Annotated in this window: 18 protein-coding genes; 15 read left to right on the forward strand and 3 right to left on the reverse strand. The window is 73.1% G+C overall.

Annotated elements, in window-relative coordinates; genetic code table 11:
* Positions 1-6 precede the first annotated feature (6 nt).
* Positions 7-519 carry a CGNR zinc finger domain-containing protein gene (locus LCD33_RS20305; protein WP_224960178.1) on the reverse strand — a complete coding sequence of 171 codons (513 nt, stop codon included), beginning with the start codon at positions 517-519 and terminating at the stop codon, positions 7-9.
* Between the two features lie 67 nt (positions 520-586).
* Here LCD33_RS20305 and LCD33_RS20310 point away from each other — a divergent pair, with 67 nt between their 5' ends.
* From LCD33_RS20310 to LCD33_RS20380, 15 genes are all read left to right on the forward strand, one after another.
* Positions 587-1,900, forward strand: coding sequence for an MATE family efflux transporter (locus tag LCD33_RS20310; protein WP_224960177.1), 1,314 nt, complete (start codon positions 587-589; stop codon positions 1,898-1,900).
* Between the two features lie 67 nt (positions 1,901-1,967).
* On the forward strand, positions 1,968-2,909 hold the full coding sequence (gene truB / locus LCD33_RS20315) for a tRNA pseudouridine(55) synthase TruB (RefSeq protein WP_224960176.1): 942 nt from the start codon (positions 1,968-1,970) through the stop codon (positions 2,907-2,909).
* Between the two features lie 37 nt (positions 2,910-2,946).
* Positions 2,947-3,933 (forward strand): bifunctional riboflavin kinase/FAD synthetase, encoded by a 987-nt coding sequence (locus LCD33_RS20320; RefSeq protein ID WP_224960175.1) that lies wholly within the window; start codon positions 2,947-2,949, stop codon positions 3,931-3,933.
* A 131-nt stretch (positions 3,934-4,064) separates the two neighbouring features.
* Entirely contained in the window at positions 4,065-4,550 is a 486-nt protein-coding gene (locus LCD33_RS20325) for a helix-turn-helix transcriptional regulator (protein WP_224960174.1), read from the forward strand.
* A gap of 31 nt (positions 4,551-4,581) precedes the next feature.
* Positions 4,582-5,160, forward strand: coding sequence for a 2'-5' RNA ligase family protein (locus LCD33_RS20330; RefSeq protein WP_224978151.1), 579 nt, complete (start codon positions 4,582-4,584; stop codon positions 5,158-5,160).
* A 383-nt stretch (positions 5,161-5,543) separates the two neighbouring features.
* A complete protein-coding gene (gene rpsO / locus LCD33_RS20335) occupies positions 5,544-5,813 on the forward strand; it encodes a 30S ribosomal protein S15 (protein ID WP_224960170.1) in 270 nt (89 codons plus the stop codon).
* Positions 5,814-6,051: 238 nt separating this feature from the next.
* Entirely contained in the window at positions 6,052-8,313 is a 2,262-nt protein-coding gene (locus LCD33_RS20340; RefSeq protein WP_224966764.1) for a polyribonucleotide nucleotidyltransferase, read from the forward strand.
* A 122-nt stretch (positions 8,314-8,435) separates the two neighbouring features.
* Entirely contained in the window at positions 8,436-9,812 is a 1,377-nt protein-coding gene (locus tag LCD33_RS20345; RefSeq protein WP_224966765.1) for a pitrilysin family protein, read from the forward strand.
* Positions 9,809-10,582, forward strand: a complete 774-nt coding sequence (gene dapB / locus LCD33_RS20350; RefSeq protein ID WP_374201671.1) for a 4-hydroxy-tetrahydrodipicolinate reductase — start codon at positions 9,809-9,811, stop codon at positions 10,580-10,582. The genes LCD33_RS20345 and dapB overlap by 4 nt, the downstream gene beginning before the upstream one ends.
* Positions 10,583-11,068: a hypothetical protein gene (locus LCD33_RS20355; RefSeq protein WP_224978152.1), complete on the forward strand. Its 486-nt coding sequence runs from the start codon at positions 10,583-10,585 to the stop codon at positions 11,066-11,068.
* Positions 11,069-11,641: 573 nt separating this feature from the next.
* Positions 11,642-13,474 (forward strand): hypothetical protein, encoded by a 1,833-nt coding sequence (locus LCD33_RS20360; RefSeq protein WP_224960161.1) that lies wholly within the window; start codon positions 11,642-11,644, stop codon positions 13,472-13,474.
* Positions 13,475-13,730: 256 nt separating this feature from the next.
* On the forward strand, positions 13,731-15,476 hold the full coding sequence (locus LCD33_RS20365; RefSeq protein ID WP_224978153.1) for a DUF6239 family natural product biosynthesis protein: 1,746 nt from the start codon (positions 13,731-13,733) through the stop codon (positions 15,474-15,476).
* A gap of 35 nt (positions 15,477-15,511) precedes the next feature.
* The gene (locus LCD33_RS20370; protein ID WP_224966767.1) at positions 15,512-16,759 is read left to right on the forward strand and encodes a YeeE/YedE family protein; all 1,248 of its coding nucleotides are present in this window, start codon (positions 15,512-15,514) and stop codon (positions 16,757-16,759) included.
* 84 nt (positions 16,760-16,843) lie between these two features.
* Positions 16,844-17,047 (forward strand): hypothetical protein, encoded by a 204-nt coding sequence (locus tag LCD33_RS20375; RefSeq protein ID WP_224959819.1) that lies wholly within the window; start codon positions 16,844-16,846, stop codon positions 17,045-17,047.
* Positions 17,048-17,085: 38 nt separating this feature from the next.
* Complete coding sequence (locus tag LCD33_RS20380; protein ID WP_224959818.1) at positions 17,086-17,331, forward strand: hypothetical protein; 246 nt, start codon at positions 17,086-17,088, stop codon at positions 17,329-17,331.
* An 85-nt stretch (positions 17,332-17,416) separates the two neighbouring features.
* Here LCD33_RS20380 and LCD33_RS20385 read toward each other — a convergent pair whose 3' ends face one another.
* Together LCD33_RS20385 and LCD33_RS20390 are read right to left on the reverse strand one after the other, a co-directional pair.
* The gene (locus LCD33_RS20385; RefSeq protein WP_224966768.1) at positions 17,417-17,908 is read right to left on the reverse strand and encodes a hypothetical protein; all 492 of its coding nucleotides are present in this window, start codon (positions 17,906-17,908) and stop codon (positions 17,417-17,419) included.
* 221 nt (positions 17,909-18,129) lie between these two features.
* Complete coding sequence (locus tag LCD33_RS20390) at positions 18,130-18,687, reverse strand: GNAT family N-acetyltransferase (protein WP_224959816.1); 558 nt, start codon at positions 18,685-18,687, stop codon at positions 18,130-18,132.
* Positions 18,688-18,761 lie beyond the last annotated feature (74 nt).

Genomic DNA, 18,761 nt, shown 5'->3' on the forward strand with positions numbered 1-18,761 from the left:
CGAAGGTCAGGTGCGCCGGCGGGCGCGGAACGCGGCCACGTGCACGCGGTTCGCGCAGCGCGCCGAGCAGAACCGCTTCGCCCGGTTCGTGGACGTGTCCAGGAAGTACGTGCCGCAGCCCGCGGCCTCGCACCGGCCCCACCGGTCCATCCCGTGCAGCACGACGCCTTGCGCCAGGCCCCAGGCGGCCGCGGCCGCGACCTCGGTGGCGGGTGGCGCGTCGGGCCCGGCCACGTGCACGTGCCAGCGCGAACCGTGCCCGGACAGCCGGGGGTGCGGTGGGTGCCGCGCCAGCAGGTCGTTCACGGCGTCCTGCGCCCGCGCCGCGGCTCCGGCCAGCAGCGCGTCCAGCGCGTCCCGCAGGCCGGCCGCCACCGTGCGCAGCACCGCCAGGTCCTGCTCGTGCACCCGCTCGGACCACCACGGCTCGTCGTGCAGCGCCGCGCGCAGCCGGTCCAGGTCGGTGAGGTCGGCGTTCGCGAGCCGCAGCGCCAGCTCCGCGTAGTCGGCGCTGTCCATCCGGGCTCCTCACCGCTAGCCTGCGTCAGGGTCGAAATGCGGTTTCACAGCTTACCGGGAGGATGTCGTGAGCGAGGTCGCCGAACGGGTGCCGGTGCGGACGGTGCTCGGATTGGCCGTGCCCGCGCTGGGCGTGCTGGCCGCCGAGCCGCTGTACGTGCTGGTGGACACCGCCGTCATCGGTCACCTCGGGGCGGTGCCGCTGGCCGGGCTCGCGCTCGGCGGCACCCTGTTCACCCTGGTGTCCAGCCAGCTCACGTTCCTGTCGTACGGCACCACCGCCCGCACGGCCCGGCTGCACGGCGCCGGTCGCCGCAAGGACGCCGTCGCCGAAGGCGTGCAGGCCACCTGGCTCGGCATCGCCGTCGGCGTGCTGCTGCTGGTGCTGGCGCAGCTGTTCGCGGTGCCGGTCGCCGAGCTGCTCGCCGGGGAAGGCCCCATCGCGGACGCGGCGGCGAGCTGGTTGCGGATCGCGCTGCTCGGCGCGCCGCTGGTGCTGATCACGATGGCGGGCAACGGCTGGATGCGCGGGGTGCAGGACACCCGGCGCCCGCTGTGGTTCGTGCTGGCGGGCAACGGGACCTCGGCGGTGCTGTGCCCGCTGTTCGTGTACCCGCTCGGGTGGGGGCTGGAGGGGTCGGCGGTCGCGAACCTGATCGGTCAGAGCATCGCGGCGGCGCTGTTCCTGCGCGCGCTGGTGGTGGAGCGGGCCGGGATGCGCCCCGATCCGGCGACGATGCGCGCCCAGCTGGGCATGGGGCGGGACCTGGTGCTGCGCACCCTCGCCTTCCAGGCGTGCTTCCTGTCGGCGACCTCGGTCGCCGCCCGCACCGGCGCGGACGCCGCCGCCGCGCACCAGGTGGTGTGGCAGCTGTGGTCGTTCCTGGCGCTGGTGCTGGACTCGCTGGCGATCGCCGCGCAGTCGCTGGTCGGCGCGGCCCTCGGCGGTGGTGCGGCGCAGCGCGCGAAGGGCGTGGCGCGGCAGGTCAGCTGGTACGGGCTCGGGTTCGGGGTGCTGCTCGGCCTGGTGTTCGCGGCGCTCGCCGCGGTGCTGCCGCGGGTGTTCACCAGCGATGCGGCGGTGCTCGCGCAGCTGCCGAACGCGTGGTGGTTCTTCGTGCTCCAGCAGCCCGTCGCCGGGGTGGTGTTCGCGCTGGACGGGGTGTTCCTCGGCGCGGGCGACGCGCGCTACTTGCGCACCGCGACGATGCTCAGCGCCGCCGTCGGCTACCTGCCGCTGATCTGGTTGTCGCTGGCCTTCGGCTGGGGGCTCGCCGGGATCTGGACCGGGCTGAGCCTGTTCATGGTGCTGCGGCTGATCACGCTGCTGCTGCGGGCCAGGTCGGGGAAGTGGGCGGTCGTCGGGGCCGCCCCGGCCTGAGCCGGCGTCGCCGCCTGGGCGGGGTCGCTGCGCGACGCGCGGACGCGGTCGGGGAGGATTGCCAGCCGTGTCCGAGCACTCCCGAACAGCACGCAACCGTCCCGCCGTCCCGCCCGGCCTGCTCGTGGTGGACAAGCCCTCCGGCATGACCTCGCACGACGTGGTGTCCCGCGTGCGCCGCATCATGGGCACCCGCAAGGTCGGCCACGCGGGCACCCTCGATCCGATGGCCACCGGGGTGCTGGTGCTCGGCCTGGAACGGGCCACGAAGCTGCTCGGGCACCTGGCGCTGGACACCAAGGCGTACCTGGCGACGATCCGGCTGGGCGCGGCGACCAGCACCGACGACGCCGAGGGCGAGGTGCGGTCGCGGACCGACCCGTCCGGGGTGACCGAGCAGGCCGTCCGGGACGGCATCGCCGAGCTCACCGGGGACATCCAGCAGGTGCCGAGTTCGGTGAGCGCGGTGAAGGTCAACGGCAAGCGCGCCTACGAGCTGGCCCGCGAGGGCAAGGACGTGGAACTGGCCGCGCGACCGGTCACCGTCTCCCGGTTCGACCTGCTGGCGCTGCGCGAACCGGCCGAAGCCACCGGTGAGCCGGACGAGGACCGGTTCGTCGAGCTGGACGTGCTCGTGGAGTGTTCCTCGGGCACCTACGTGCGCGCGCTGGCCCGGGACCTCGGCGCCCGGCTGGGCGTCGGCGGCCACCTCGGTGAGCTGCGCCGCACCCGCGTCGGCCCGTTCGGCCTGGCGACGGCCCGAACCCTGGAGCAGCTGGAGGCCGAGCCGGGCCTGTCGATGGACCTGGACCGCGCGATCGCCACCGCCTTCGCGCGGCACGACACCGACGCGGTCACCGTCCGGGCCCTCATGCACGGCCAGACGATCCCGGCGACCGGCGTCGCGGGCACCTGCGGCGTGTTCGGCCCGGATGGCCGGGCGGTCGCGCTGGTGCAGGACCAGGGGCGGACCGCGCGGCCGGTGCTGGTGCTGACCCCGGCGGGCTGAGCGGCCGATCGGGAGGCAACCAGTAGGCTTGCCAGCCGTGCAGCGTTGGCGCGGTTTGGAGCAGCTCCCGGGCGGTTGGGGCCGGTGCGTCGTCACCATCGGCGTCTTCGACGGGATCCACCAGGGACACCAGCAGTTGATCACGCACGCGGTGCGGGCGGCGCGCGAGCGCGGCATCCCCTGCGTGCTGATGACGTTCGACCCGCACCCGGCGGAGGTGGTGCGGCCCGGCAGCCATCCCGCGCAGCTGACCACGTTGCGGCGGCGCGCGGAGCTGGCCGAGCGGCTCGGCGTGGACGTGTTCTGCGTGCTGCCGTTCACCGCGGAGCTGTCCCGGATGCCCGCCGACGAGTTCGTGCACGAGCTGCTGGTGGACCGGTTGCACGCGGCCGTGGTCGTGGTGGGGGAGAACTTCACGTTCGGCCACCGCGCCGCCGGTGACATCGAGCTGCTGGCGCAGCTGGGAGAGCGGTTCGGCTTCGAGGTGGCGTCGGACCGGCTGCTCAGCGGCACCACCGAACGCGCCGACGGCCCGTCGGAGGCGCCGGTGACGTTCTCCTCGACCTACATCCGGTCCTGCATCGACGCCGGGGACGTGGTGGCGGCGGCGTCCGCGCTGGGTCGCTACCACCGGCTGGAGGGCATCGTGGTGCGCGGCGCCGGGCGCGGCGGCAGCGAGCTCGGCTTCCCGACCGCGAACCTGTCCAGCCCGGAGCATTCCGCGGTCCCCGCCGACGGCGTGTACGCGTGCTGGTTCACCCACCGGCGCCGCGGGTCCGCCGAGCCCGGCGAGACGCTGCCCGCCGCGGTCTCCGTCGGCAGCAACCCGACGTTCTCCGGTACGGAGCGGACGGTGGAGGCGTTCGTGCTCGACGTGGACGCCGACTTCTACGGGGAGCACGTGGCGCTGGACTTCGTGCGCAGGCTGCGCGGGATGGAGCGCTACGACTCGGTGGAGGCGCTGATCGAGCAGATGGATCAGGACGTCGTGGACACCCGTGAGATCCTCGGTGCTCGTGGCTGATCGACCCGCTGGGGGCGGGGCAATTCGCCGAACCGGTCCGGTGCGGCGCGATGGCCTGGCAGTATTCAGTACCGGTCGCCCCGGGGAACGTTCCGGTGGCGGCGATCGACGGTGGCACCGGGGGAGCTGAGGTGGCGGAACACAAGAGCGTCCAGCGCAATCTGGCGCTGCAGCGCGAGTGGTACGGCGAGCCGTTGGGCGATCGGGTTCGGCGGCTCGTGGTGGCGTTCCGGATCTCGCAGGCCCAGCTCGCCGAGGTGCTCGGCATCAGCGCACCGATGCTCAGCCAGGTGATGAGCGCCCGCCGCGCCAAGATCGGGAACCCGTCGGTGCTGGCGAGGCTCGTGATGCTGGAGCGCAAGGTGCTGGTGCCGGGCGTGGCCGCCGGCGAATCGGAGGCGATCCAGGCAGCGCTGGCGGACGTGCGCGACTCCCGGCCGTCGGTGGGCCGGGACACGCTGCCGGTGCGGGCGGCGAACGGTGAGGAGGCGGCGTGGCCGGTGCTGCGGGGTGCGGCGAAGCCGAGCGAGCTGGAGGCAGCGGCCGCGCTGATCGACGGCCGCTACCCGGAGCTGGCGGGCCTGCTACGCCGGGCCGCCAACGGCGAACCGGCCTGACCCGGCGGCCCCGGACCGGCGGGGCGGGCGGATGAGCGGGAGCGCGCCGCCGCGGTTGTTCACCGCGGTGCGGCCGCCGCCCGCCGCGGTCGAGCACCTCGCCGCCGCGCTCGGCGAGATCCCGCACGACCAGCGGTTGCGGCGGTTCCGCCGGACGGATCCCGCGCAGTGGCACCTGACGTTGTGCTTCCACGGCCCCACCGACCCGGCGCCGCTCGCGGCCGAGCTCGACCGCCGGGTGCCCGCGGCCGGCCCGGCGCCGCGACTGCGGCTGGCCGGTGCGGGCACCTTCCGCGGGGTGCTGTGGATCGGCGTCGAGACCGCCACCGACGCCGACACGCGCGGGCTGCACGAGCTGGTGCGGATCGCGGGCGGGGATCCCGGCGGGTTCCGGGCGCACCTCACCGTGGCTCGGTGGAACGCGGGCCTGCCGGACCCGGCGCGGCTGATCGGGCCGCTCAGCGGGTACGCGGGCCCCTGGTGGGCCGCCGCCGAGGTCGAGCTGGTGCGCAGCGACCCGGGGCCGGCCGGTTCGGAGCACCGCGTGCTGCACGTGGTCCCGGTGCCACGCCGGGCGGCAGGGGACCAGGGTGGACCGTTCGGCCCCTGATATCCTGACCGCGGATCCGGCTGTAGTCCGTGGCGGCCGAATCCGGTGTGCCGATACCCGGCGTGCACGCGACCAGCGTGCCCGTGACCAGCCCGCGCCAGTGGAGACACCGGCCCGGGGCGTCCGACCGGCGGAGCCGCTCCGGCGGCCGCGCGAGCTCGGGACTGGGGGCGGAGCTCGGGGAGCTCCCGGCGACCTGGACCCCAGGTCGCGTCCGGGATCGGGACGGCGATCTCCGGTGTGGACCGCCCGGGGCGCGCGACGTGGCGATGGCCGTGAGTCGTGTCCGGTGCGTTCCGCACCCGGTGCCCGTCCCGGCTCCGAGTTCGAGACCGGCGCACCAGCAGCACTTGACACGGCACGCGAAACAAGGAGAGTCAGTCGTGGCGCTGTCCACTGAGCAGAAGAAGCAGATCCTCGCCGACTACGGTCTGCACGAGTCCGACACCGGTTCGGCGGAGGCCCAGGTGGCCCTGCTGACCAACCGGATCTCGGGCCTGACCGAGCACCTCAAGCAGCACAAGCACGACCACCACTCGCGTCGTGGCCTGCTGCTGATGGTCGGTCGCCGCCGCCGGCTGCTGAACTACCTGACCAAGGTCGACATCGAGCGCTACCGCTCGCTGATCCAGCGGCTCGGTCTGCGTCGTTGACCTACGTCGGGGGAGCGTTCCACAGTGGAGCGCTCCCCCGATGCACAACCGAATGCACGAAGGCGGGCCACCAGGCTCGCGCACGCACGATCCGGGTCCACGCCCACGGCGGGTCATCATCCGCCGGTCCTCGGTAGTGGCCCCCGGGCGCATCCCGCCCGGTGGCTTCGATCGATGACCGGCCTCGTCGGAAAGATTCCCCCGCACGACCGTGGACCCCTGAAACTAGGAGTTCCACTTGACACAGGCCCACAACGTCGACGAAGGCGTCTACGAAGCGACCGCGGTGCTGGACAACGGTGCCTTCGGCACCCGCGAGGTCCGGTTCGAGACCGGTCGGCTGGCCAAGCAGGCCGCGGGCAGCGTCGTCGCCTACCTGGACGACGACACGATGCTGCTGTCGGCCACCACGGCCTCGAAGCACCCCAAGGACAACCTCGACTTCTTCCCGCTGACGGTGGACGTCGAGGAGCGGATGTACGCCGCGGGCCGCATCCCCGGCTCGTTCTTCCGCCGCGAGGGTCGTCCCTCCACCGACGCGATCCTGACCTGCCGGTTGATCGACCGGCCGCTGCGCCCGTCCTTCGTGGACGGCCTGCGCAACGAGATCCAGGTCGTGGTCACGGTGATGAGCCTGGACCCGAAGGACCCGTACGACGTGCTCGCCATCAACGGCGCGTCCGCCTCCACCCAGCTGTCCGGCCTGCCGTTCTCCGGCCCGGTCGGCGGCACCCGGATGGCGCTGATCGACGGGCAGTGGGTGGCCTTCCCCACCTACGAGCAGCTCGAGCGCGCGGTGTTCGACATGGTCGTCGCCGGTCGCATCGTCGGTGACGACGTCGCGATCATGATGGTCGAGGCCGAGGCCACCGACAAGACGATCGACCTGGTCGGCCAGGGCGCGCAGGCGCCCACCGAAGAGGTCGTCGCCGCCGGCCTGGAGGCCGCGAAGCCGTTCATCCGCACGCTGTGCCAGGCCCAGCAGGCGCTGGCCCAGGCCGCGGGCAAGGCGACCGCCGAGTACCCGCTGTTCCCCGCCTACCAGGACGACGCCTACAGCGCCGTCGAGGGCGCCGTCTCCGCCGACCTGGCGCAGGCGCTGTCCATCGCGGGCAAGCAGGAGCGCGAGAACCGGCTCGACGAGATCAAGCAGGTCGCGCTGGAGAAGGTCGGCATCGAGGAGGGGCAGCCCTTCGCCGGTCGCGAGAAGGAGGTCGGCGCGGCGTTCCGCTCGCTGACGAAGAAGCTGGTCCGTCAGCGGATCATCACCGAGAAGGTCCGCATCGACGGTCGCGGCCTCACCGACATCCGCAGCCTCTCCGCCGAGGTCGGCGTGGTGCCGCGGGCGCACGGCTCGGCCCTGTTCGAGCGCGGCGAGACCCAGATCATGGGCGTGTCCACGCTGAACATGCTGCGCCTGGAGCAGACGATCGACTCGCTCGGTCCGGAGACCAGCAAGCGGTACATGCACCACTACAACTTCCCGCCGTTCTCCACCGGTGAGACCGGTCGGGTCGGCAGCCCGAAGCGCCGCGAGATCGGCCACGGCGCGTTGGCCGAGCGGGCGCTGCTGCCGGTGCTGCCCACGCGCGAGGAGTTCCCCTACGCGCTGCGGCAGGTCTCCGAGGCGCTGGGCTCCAACGGTTCCACCTCGATGGGCTCGGTCTGCGCCTCGACGCTGTCGCTGCTCAACGCCGGTGTGCCGCTGAAGGCGCCGGTCGCGGGCATCGCGATGGGCCTGGTCTCCGACGAGGTCGACGGCAAGACGCACTACGTGGCGCTGACCGACATCCTCGGTGCCGAGGACGCGTTCGGCGACATGGACTTCAAGGTCGCGGGCACCAAGGAGTTCGTGACCGCGCTGCAGCTGGACACCAAGCTGGACGGCATCCCGTCCGAGGTGCTGGCGCAGGCGCTGGGCCAGGCCAAGGACGCCCGGTTCACCATCCTGGAGGTCATGGCCGAGGCCATCGGCACCCCGGACGAGATGAGCCCGCACGCCCCGCGCGTCACCTCCGTGTCCATCCCGGTCGACAAGATCGGCGAGGTCATCGGGCCGAAGGGCAAGATGATCAACTCGATCACCGAGGAGACCGGCGCCGAGATCACCATCGAGGACGACGGCACCATCTACGTCGGTGCCGCCGACGGCCCGTCCGCGGAGGCCGCGATCGACAAGATCAACGCCATCGCGAACCCGCAGCTGCCGAAGGTCGGCGAGCGCTTCCTGGGCACCGTGGTCAAGACCGCGGCGTTCGGCGCGTTCGTCTCGCTGCTGCCGGGCAAGGACGGCCTGGTGCACATCTCCAAGCTGGGTCAGGGCAAGCGCATCGGCAAGGTCGAGGACGTCGTCAACGTCGGCGACAAGCTGCGCGTCGAGATCGCCGACATCGACAACCGCGGCAAGATCAGCCTGATCGTCGTCGACGAGGAGGCCGACAAGGCCCCCGCCGGCGAGCAAGCCGACGTCGAGGCTCCGGCGGAAGCCCCCGCCGAGTGATCTCCTGACGCGATGAGATCGGGTCCGCCCGATCATCGGCAGCGAAGCGGCCCGCCCCGGACAGCACGTCCGGGCCGGGCCGTATCGTGTGGCAGGGCGAACGGCGACGAGACCCGGGGACGATGAAGCAGAACCAGACACGTGCGGGACATCTCCAGCGGCCCGGAACCACCCGGGTGCTGGCGACCAGCGGAGCCGAATCGGTGCGGCGCACCGTGCTGCCCGGCGGCCTGCGAGTGGTGACCGAGGAGATCCCCGGCGTCCGCTCCGCCTCCGTCGGCATCTGGGTCGGCGTCGGTTCGCGCGACGAGACCCGGCCGCAGGCGGGGGCCGCGCACTACCTGGAACACCTGCTGTTCAAGGGCACCGCCCGGCGCACCGCCGTGGACATCGCCCAGGAGATCGACGCGGTGGGCGGCGAGCTCAACGCGTTCACCTCCAAGGAGCACACCTGCTACTACGCGCACGTCCTCGACGAGGACCTGCCGCTGGCCGTGGACATGCTCTGCGACGTCGTGTTCGACGCGGTCAACGCCGCCGCCGACGTCGAAGTGGAACGCAGCGTCGTGCTCGAGGAGATCGCGATGCGCGACGACGACCCCGAAGACCTGCTGCACGAGCTGTTCGCCGAAGCGGTGCTCGGCGACCACCCGCTGGGCCGCTCGGTGCTGGGCACCGAGGAGTCCATCACCGAGATGACCCGCGGCCGGGTGCACGGCTTCTACCGCCGCAGCTACGCGCTGCCGAAGATGGTGATCGCGGTCGCCGGCAACGTGGAGCACGGCAAGGTGCTGCGGCTGCTGCGCAAGGCCGTCGGGGACCGGTTGCAGGGCGAGGACGCGCCCGCGCCGCCGCGCACCGGCCGCACCCGGCTGCCCAAGCAGCAGCCGCTGGTGCTGGAGCACGACGACACCGAACAGGCGCACCTGCTGCTGGGCTGCCGCGCGCTGCACCGGCACGACGACCGCCGGTTCGTGCTCGGCGTGCTCAACGCCGCGCTCGGCGGGGGCATGAGCTCCCGGCTGTTCCAGGAGGTGCGCGAGCAGCGCGGCCTCGCCTACTCCGTCTACTCGGCGGTGACCGCCTACGCCGACGCGGGCACCTTCTCGGTGTACGCGGGCTGCCAGCCGGACCGGCTCGGCGAGGTGACCACCGTGATCCGCGACGTGCTCGAATCGGTCGCCGCCGACGGGCTCAGCGCCGACGAGGTCGCGCGCGGGCGCGGCCAGCTGCGCGGCGGGCTGGTGCTCGGCCTGGAGGACACCGCGTCCCGGATGAGCCGCATCGGCAAGAGCGAGCTGAACTACGGGCGGCACCTCAGCGTCGAGGACACCCTGGCCCGGATCGAGGCGGTCACCGCCGAGGACGTGGCGGAACTCGCCTCGGACCTGCTGCGCCGCCCGCTGACCACGGTCGTCGTCGGGCCGTACGAGAACGTCGAGCAACTGCCGGAATCCGTTCGCCGGCCGGAGCACACCAGAAAGGCGGCACGTTCGTGACTTCCCTGGAAACCCCCGTCGCATCCCCGGTGCGGGTCGGCGTGCTCGGTGCGCGCGGCCGGATGGGCTCCGAGGCGGTGCGCGCCGTCGGCGAGGACCCCGGCACCGAACTGGTCGCCTCGATCAACCGGGAAGACCCGCTGCAGCAGCTCGTCGACTCCGGTGCGCAGGTCGCGGTGGACCTCACCCACCCCGACTCGGTGCTGGCGAACGTGCGGTTCTGCGTGGAGAACGGCATCCACGTCGTCGTCGGCACCAGCGGGCTCGGCACCGCGGAGCTGGAGAACATCGGCTCGCTGCTCGCCGAGCACCCGCAGGTGGGGGTGCTGGTGGCGCCGAACTTCGCGCTGGGCGCGGTGCTGTCGATGAAGTTCGCGGAGGTCGCCGCCCGGTTCTTCGAATCGGTGGAGATCGTCGAGCTGCACCACCCGAAGAAGGCCGACGCCCCGTCCGGGACCGCGGCGCGCACCGCCGAGGTCGTCGCGCGGGCCCGCGAGTCGGCGGAGCTGGACCCGGCACCGGACGCCACCACCAAGGAGCTCGACGGGGCGCGCGGCGCGAAGGTCGACGGCGTCCCGGTGCACTCGATCCGGATGGCCGGGCTCGTCGCCCACCAGGAGGTGCTGTTCGGCACCGAAGGGGAGACGCTGACCATCCGGCACGACTCGTACGACCGGCGCTCGTTCATGCCCGGCGTGCTGCTGGCGGTCCGCGAGGTCGGCGGGCGGGCGGGGCTGACCGTGGGCCTCGAATCCGTGCTGGGGCTGTGAATGTCCGAGGGTGAGCGGCGGCGCGGGCTCGGGCCGCGGGGCGCCGCGTTCGTGCTGGGCGCGGTGCTGCTGGTGTACCTGGTGCTGATGGGTGGCCGCGCGATCACGATGATCGTCACGGGCCGCCCGGTGTTCGTGGTGCTCGGGTTGGCGATCTTCGTGCTGCCGGTGCTGGGCGTGCTGCTGGTGGTGGACCAGCTGCGCTTCGGCGCCAGCACCGAGCGGCTCGCGCGGCTGCTGCACGACGAAGGTGCGCTGCCGGACGTCTCGCACCTGCCGCGCCGCCCGGCCGGACGCGTCGAGCGGGCGGCGGCCGACGCCTGGTTCGACGAGAAGCAGGCCGAATTGGAGCGCTCTCCCGGCGATTGGCGGTGCTGGTTCGCCGTGGCGCAGGCCTACGACCTGGCGGGCGACCGGAACCGGGGGCGCAAGGCGATGCGCCGGGCGATCGAGCTGCAGCGCGGGGAAGCGGACGCGGAACGGTAGAGCGTCCGGTCCACCCGCGGTACCTGCTTCCGGGTGATCGTCGCCCGCCGACGTTGAATTCCGCAGGTCCGAACCGCGTGGATCTCACGGTTTGGGCGCTTAGTTGACATCGCGTACAGTTGCGCCGCATGATCTAGCGCATGTCCAGGTTCGCCTCTCTGGTGGTCCGCTTGCACGTGGATTTGCAGCACCAGTCCAGCGCCCTCTGTAGTAGTCGCTGATCGGCCGCCGCGCCCGCGCGAAGAAATCGCGAATGGCGTGTTCTGCGAACGTGCCGACCCAGCAGCAGGCCCGCTGAGCAGCGGTTCCAGTCGTCGCTGGTGGTTCGTGCCCGGCCGGGGCGATAGCCCTCGGGGTTGAAGAATTCCCCCGAAAACCATTCCTCCCCAACCGCGGGCGATGCCGCCTGCCTGACTCCGGTGAATTCCGGAGACCAGGTGTGCCCTGAATCGGTTTCGGTCCGAATTCGGCAAACCGATTTTGGGGACACGTGTGTCCGAATCCACAACCACCCGTCCGAGAAGAAACGGTTGCCGAGACCTTGGTGGAACCGAGATGGAGACCGGAGAGAAGATGAGAACCCCCTCGCGCGCATGGCGGAAAGGACTGACCGGAGCGGCCGCCGCGCTGCTCGCGGTCGGCGCCGTCACGCTGCCCGTCGGTGGCACCGACGCCTACGCCGACGTGCAGGTCACCACGCAGCAGGTGCCCGGAGCCGACGGCAAGAACTACACCGTCACCAACCACGTCGTCAGCAAGACCGCCACGAAGGCCGCCGACGGCAAGCGCAAGGAATGGCTGCTGGTGTGGGCCGGTGACGAGAACATCGCCGACACCGCGGTCAAGGACGTCAAGGGCCTGCCCGGGTCGCTCGGCGACGGCCTCGGCAAGGTGCGGGACGCCCTGCCCGGACCGGACTTCCTCGCCGTCATCGACGCCACCAAGGGCTCCGAGACCTACGGCGAAGTCGTCAACACCGCCACCGTCGGCCCGCTGGTGGAGAACGAGCCGCACCACATGCAGTACGTGTGGCACAAGGGCGACACCATCTTCGCCGGTGCGCTGTTCCTCGGCGCCACCTACGCGTTCGACGTCACGAAGCTGCCGAACCTGGAGCTCAAGGGCGTCAGCCTGCCGACCCAGACCCTCGGCGGATCCGTCCCCGACGCGTACTGGACGCTGTCCGACGGCACCTCCTACGGGACCTACATGGGTGGTCCCGTCGTCCCCGGCCCGTACCGGTACGACGACGGATCCGTGCACGTCGGCAACGGGTTCGCGGGCAGCCCCGGCGAGGTCGTCCGGTTCGACCCGAACGGCAAGGTGCTGTCCCAATCGCCCGCGGCGACCCCGCAGGGCGACAACCCGAAGCTGTGCGACAACCTGCCGCAGCTCGGCAAGCCCACCTGCGCCAACCCGCACGGCATCCAAGCCCGCGAGGACCTGAACACGCTGGTCACCAGTGACTACGCGGAACCGCGCAACATCATCCTCGACCCGGTCAAGCAGCCGTCGCCGTACCTGCGCCGGCCGACCGTGCGCACCTGGGACATCTCCGACCGCAACCACCCCAAGCTGCGGGCCGTGTCCTACCTGCCGGACGGGCCGCGCGCCGACCCGGCCGACCCGCTGCACTCCGAGAGCCGCGCCGTGATGGAGACGACCGTCACCAACCTGCCCGGCCACAAGGGGGCGTTCGCCGAGACCATGCAGGGCGGTGCGGTGTTCTACACGCCGGACATCACCGCACCCGCGCCGCGCTGGACGCAGGTCTTCGACGACGGACAGGCGCTCAAGGCCATCGACCCGGCCAACAACGACGCCCGCGGCGGCAGCTCCAACGGCGGCTGGATCCAGACCAGCCCCGACGACAGGTTCCTGTACCGCGCGGTGCAGGGGCGGCAGAAGGGCGCGCTCGGCCCTGACGACCCCGGCTCCACCGGCGGTGTCTACACCCTCGACATCTCCAAGATCGTCGCGGCCGGGAACGACTTCCAGTGCACCATCGACACCGTCGAGAAGGCCGAGAACGGCGGCGGGCAGGACTGCCCGACGCTGGCCGGCGCGACACCCATCAACCCCGGTCAGCCGGGCGCGGGACCGCACTGGGGCGCCTACGACAACTTCACCGAAGGTGCCGACGGGCGGTACGAGGAGACCAAGCAGCCCAGCAGGCTCGCGGTGTCCAACTACTTCGTCGCCCGCTCCGGGCTCGACGGCGACCACAAGGTCAACATGGTCGACCTCGCGCCCGACGGGAAGGTCAGCGTCGACGAGTCCTTCAAGGACGAGGTGACCGGGGAGACCGGGATCAACTTCAACCGGGAACGCTGGCCGCACGGGCCGTTCGGCAACGCGAAACCGCACTCCGAACTGTTCGTCGTCGCCGACGAAGACCTGAAGTGACCACCCCCCCCCGGGGGGGGGCCCCCCCCCCCCCCCCCCCCCCCCCCCCCCGGGGGGGGGCCCCCCCCCCCCCCCGCCGCCCGCGCCCCCCCCGCCGGCCCCCCCCCCCCCACCCCCCCCCCCCCGGCGGCGCCCCCCCCCCCCCAACCCCCCCCCCCCCCCCCCCCCCCCGCCCCCCCCCCCCCCCCCCCGGGCCCCCCCCTCCCGGGTTCCCGGAACCCTCCCGCACCCGTTCGGAACGAGGAACACGATGGACATGAGCGGTATGCACGCCGGCACCGGAGTGACCGGAGTGGACGCCGCGGGGCTCGTGCTGCGGGTGCTGCTGCTCGGCGGCACCGTCGTCGCCGCCGGGCTCGGGCTGCTGCGCCCCGCCGTGCGCGGCACCGGCCGCGCCACCACCTGGATCGCGTGGGCCGCCGCCGGGGTGGGCGCGGTCGCCGCGCTGCTGTCGATCCCGCTGCTCGACATCAACGTCCCCGTCGCCGTCGTGCACGCGGTGCTGCTGCTGGCGCTGCCGGTCGCGCTGCGCGCGCCCACGCCCGCCGCCTACCTCGGATTCGCGCTCACCGCGCTCGTCGTCGTGGAGAGCGCGCTCGGGCACTCGCCCGCGGAATTCCTCGTCACCACCCTCGTCACCGCCACCGCCGTCACCTGGCTCGGGCTCGCCGGGTTCGCGCTCACCCTGCCCGCCGAGCGGCGCCCCGAAGGCGGACTGCGGCTGCGGCCGCTGGCGATCGTGCTCGCCGTGGTGCTGCTCGCGGCCGCCGCGGCGCAACTCCTGCTCACCGGCATCGCCGACCGGCGGCTGCTCGGCGCGCTCGGCGCCGTGCTGCTGCTGATCACGGCGTCCGCGATCGCCGCCGGCGTCGTCGTGGTGCTGCTGCGCCGCGGCGACCCGTGGCGGACCTACCGGATCGGGGCGGTCGCCGTCGCCGCCGCCTTCGTCGCCTGGACCGTGCTGCCCGGCATCCCGGCGCCCGGGGAACTCCCGCTGCCGGGAGTGCCGCGACTCGCGCACGCCGCCGTCGGCGACCAGGACGTGCCGGTGCTCGTCACCCCGCACCGGCCCGGCAAGAACCTCGTGCACCTGCCGGAGAGCGCGGGCGACGAGTTCACCGTCGACGCGGGCGGCGGCCCGGTGCGCGCCGTCGCGCGCCCTGGCACCTCCGGCACCTGGGCCGAAGTGGACCTGCCCGCCGGGCGCGGCGAACTGGAGGTCCACGGCCCCGGTGCCACCACCGGTGACGTCGAAATCGACACCGGCAGCGGCCCCGGACTGCCTGCCGCCACCTCCGGCGACGGGCCGGAATGCGCCAGCACCGCGCTCGCCGCCCTCGTCGCCGGGCAGCGCGTCCCGCTCGACGGGTGCCCCGCCGACTCGCTGTCCGAGCAGGACGCCGCCGCGCTGCGCACCCTCGTCGGCTACGTCCAGCGCAACGGGGCGCCCGGCATCACCGTCCTCGGCGACGACTCGCCCCGATCTCGCGCCGCCGCCGACGTCGTCCGCGACGCCGCCCGGCAAGCCCGGATCCCCGTCGGCGACCGCCCGGCCCCCGACAACGCGCTCGTCCTCGTCGGCAGCTGGACCGACGCGGCCCGGCGCCTCGACACCGTCGCGGCGACCCAGCACACCGCGCCCACCTACGCCTACGGCGTGCACCTCGCGCCCTGGCTGCTGCACAGCCCCGTCACCACCGGCATCGCCAGCTCCGCGGTGCCGCTGCGCTTCGACCCCCGCGAATACCGCTCGCTGGAATACGGCATGGCGCTGTCCACGTCGTTCGGTGGCGAACCGCCGTCCGTCGCCGGATTCCACACCTGGCTCGCCGCCCGCGGGCAACGCGCGCACGACCCCGTCGTGATCTACGCCTCCGCCCAGGTCGACGCGATGCAGATGGACATGCCCGGCATGCGTGGCGGAATGCACGGTTCCGAACCCGCCGGTCAGTGGGTTCCGCATGGCACCGTGGTCGCGGTCTCCGGGCCGCTGGCCCCCTGATACCGCCACCGGCCCCCGAAACGAGGAGCAACGACATGTCCGCAGTGGACACCGCTGAAGCACCCAGAACACCGGCGCCACCCGCGCCGCAGGCACCACCCGCACGCCCCGGCGTCGTCACCATCGGCGTCCTGCTCGCCGCCGTCGTCGGCCTCGCCGTCGCCAGCGCGGCCGGCTGGAAGCTCGCCGTGCTCTACGTCGTCGGCCTCGCGCTCGGCGGCGTGCTGTTCCACTCCCGGTTCGGGTTCACCTCCGCCTGGCGGCAGCTCGTCGCCGTCGGGCAAGGGCGTGCACTGCGCGCGCACATGCTGATGCTGGCCGTCGCGTGCGTGCTGTTCGCCGTCATCCTCGGCACCGGCGCCGGGCTCTCCGGCACCCCGGAAGGGACCGTGGCGCCCGCCGGGCTGGGCGTGGTCCTCGGCTCGTTCCTGTTCGGCGTCGGCATGCAGGTCGGCGGCTCCTGCGCCTCCGGCACCCTGTTCGCCGTCGGCAGCGGGCAGACCGCGATCCTCTACACCCTCGGCGGGTTCATCGCCGGGTCCGTGCTCAGCGCCTTCCTCACCCCGTGGATCAGCGCGCTGCAGAAGACCGGGCCGACCGTGTCCTTCGCGGACACCCCGCTCGGCTACCCGGGGGCGTTGCTGATCTCGCTGCTCATCATCGGTGCGGTCGTGGGCGTCTCGCTGCTCGTCGAACGCCGCCGCACCCCGCCGCCGATCGAAGCGCCGCCCACCGCGCAGGGCCTGCTGCGCGTGCTGCGCGGCTCGTGGCCGCTGTGGGCCGGCGCGCTGCTGCTCGCCGGGCTGAACGCGCTGACCCTGTTCATCTCCGGCGGACCGTGGGGCATCACGTCCGCGTTCGGCCTGTGGGGCGCGAAGTTCCTCGGCTGGATCGGCGTCGACATCTCCGGTGCGCCGTTCTGGACGGTGCCGGAGAACGCCGCGAAGCTCGACGCGTCCGTGCTCGCCGACAAGATCTCGGTGATGGACTTCGGCATCATGATCGGCGCCCTGGTGGCCTCCGCCGCGGCCGGCGCGTTCGTGCTGCACCGCCGCATCCCGTGGCGGCTCGCCGTCGGCGCCGTGCTCGGCGGGATCCTGATGGGACTCGGGGCCCGGCTCGCCGGTGGCTGCAACATCGGCGCCTACTTCTCCGGCATCGCCTCGTTCAGCCTGCACGGCTGGCTGTGGGGCGTCGTCGCCATCATCGGGACCTACGCGGGACTGCTGCTGCGGCCGCTGTTCGGGCTGGGCAATCCGAAGCCCACCGACTCGGTCTGCTGAACCGCCCGCGCGGTGGCGAGCCGCCGTGGGGCGTCCGACTTCCCGCCGGTTCGGGCGGGATGGAGAGAAACGAGGAGAAGCACCATGTCGAAGAGCCTCGCCAGGCTGACGGCCGCGACCGTCACCAGCCTCGCCCTGCTCGGGCTCGGCGCCGGAGTCGCGCAGGCCGACCCGCCGTCGATCTGGGTGATCCCCGGCGTCGACGCGGGCGGGCTGCTGAGCCCCACCGTCGGCCTGCCCACCGCCGCGCTCAACCCCGTCGTCGGCCTGCTCGACGCCCTCAGCTGACCCACCGCCAGCTGCCCGATCGGAGAGGAACACCGCTGATGAACACCGCTGTGCGCCGCGGCCTGGCCGCCACCGCGCTCGCCGGGACCGCCCTGCTCGGTTCCGCCACCGCCGCCATCGCCGCACCGCAGGCCGCCCCCGACCCGGGCGGCGTCGTCATCGTCGACGAGCCCGACACCGGCGACCTGAACAACATCTGGACGTTCGCGCCGCTGGGCGTTCCGGTGCTGGGCCTGCTCGATTCGCTCGCCGACGTGCCCGGGAAGCTCCTGCCGCTGCCCTGATCGACATGAGCGCCGATCCGTGCTGTTCACGAGCAGCGGGCGCCGTCGCACCGGACGTGGACCGCGTGCGGCGGCGTCCGCACGCTCACAACCAGGCGATCATCGCTCCTGGTGCGACCGCCAGCGCCGCGAACCGGACGAAGCGCCCCACCAGGCCAGTCACCAGGAAGGTGCTCAGCGGCACCCGCGCCCAGCCGGCGGCCACGCAGGTCGCGAGGAACGGGGGCAGGCTCGCCACCGCGCTCAGCAGCAGCACCCCGCCCGTCCACATCGGACGGTGCTGGCAGCCGAGGCGGAACCGCTCCAGCCACGCCGCCCACCGGCCGCGGGGCTCGCCCGGCTCGCTCTTGCGCTGCAGGAACCGCGGCAGCCGGATCACGTCGCGCGCCGCGTAGAAGTACAGCAACTTGCCGCCGATCTGGCCGATCGTCACCACCAGCGCCAGCAGCCACCACGGGACTTCGGGGCTCTTCACGACCAGGCCGATCACGAAGATCTCCACGCTGATCACGGGGAGGAGTGCGGAGGCCACCGCCATGCCGAAAGCGGTCGCGATCAAGCCGATCGAGGTCAGCACAGGTCCACCCGGGCGTCGGAGTGCGGTCCGCCACAGGCTAGCAATGCGTGACGGGGTGCTGACGCCGAACTCGGCCTGCGCTGCGCAGCGGGTGGCGGCCCGCCGCATCCCGCACGGTCGGAGCAGGTGAACGGCCTACCGGCCCGGTCCGCTCGGGGATCTGCCTCGGCGGTCGAGCACGGCGGAGGCCCCGGTCTCGGCGGGCTGGCCGCTCGGTGGCGTCAGTGCAGGTCCAGGTCCAGCGGGCCGGTCAGGCGCAGCTCGCGCATCGGTCGGCCGCCCGCGTCCAAGGTGCGGACCGTGCCGTCCGGCAACCAGCCCGCGTGCTCGAAGAACGCCAGCGACACCGAATCGGCCTCCGGCACCCAGCTGATGCCGCGGGCCGCGCCACCGTCGGCGAGGCGTTGCGCCATCGTCGCCAGCAACCGGCCGCCGTGGCCGCGACGTCCCCACCGCGGCTCCACCAACAGCGTGCTCACCCACGCCACCTCGGCGAGGTCCGGCGGCACCGCGCCGTCCGCCGCCGCGGCCTCCTGCTCGGGAGCGGCGCCCGCCGCGCAGAAACCGACCAGGTGGTCGCCTTCGGTGGCGACCAGCACCGCCACCGGACCACCGGCGACCGCCTCGGTCCACTGCCGCGTCGTCTCCGCCTCGTCCAAGCCCGCCAGCACTTCCGCTGGCAGCAGGTCCGCGTAGGCGCTGCGCCAGGTCGAGAGCTGCACTCGGGCGATCTCGGGGGCATCGGCGGGCGTCGCAGCCCGCACCTCGGCATCGGCCATGCGCGCCAACCTAGCGCCCGAGGCGGGGCGGTCGGGTGGCCCGGGCCGGCGAAGCGGGCTGGGCGGGCGAAGCG

Origin of the sequence: Saccharopolyspora sp. 7B (assembly GCF_020177435.1) — a bacterium.
Classification (GTDB): domain Bacteria; phylum Actinomycetota; class Actinomycetes; order Mycobacteriales; family Pseudonocardiaceae; genus Saccharopolyspora_C; species Saccharopolyspora_C gregorii.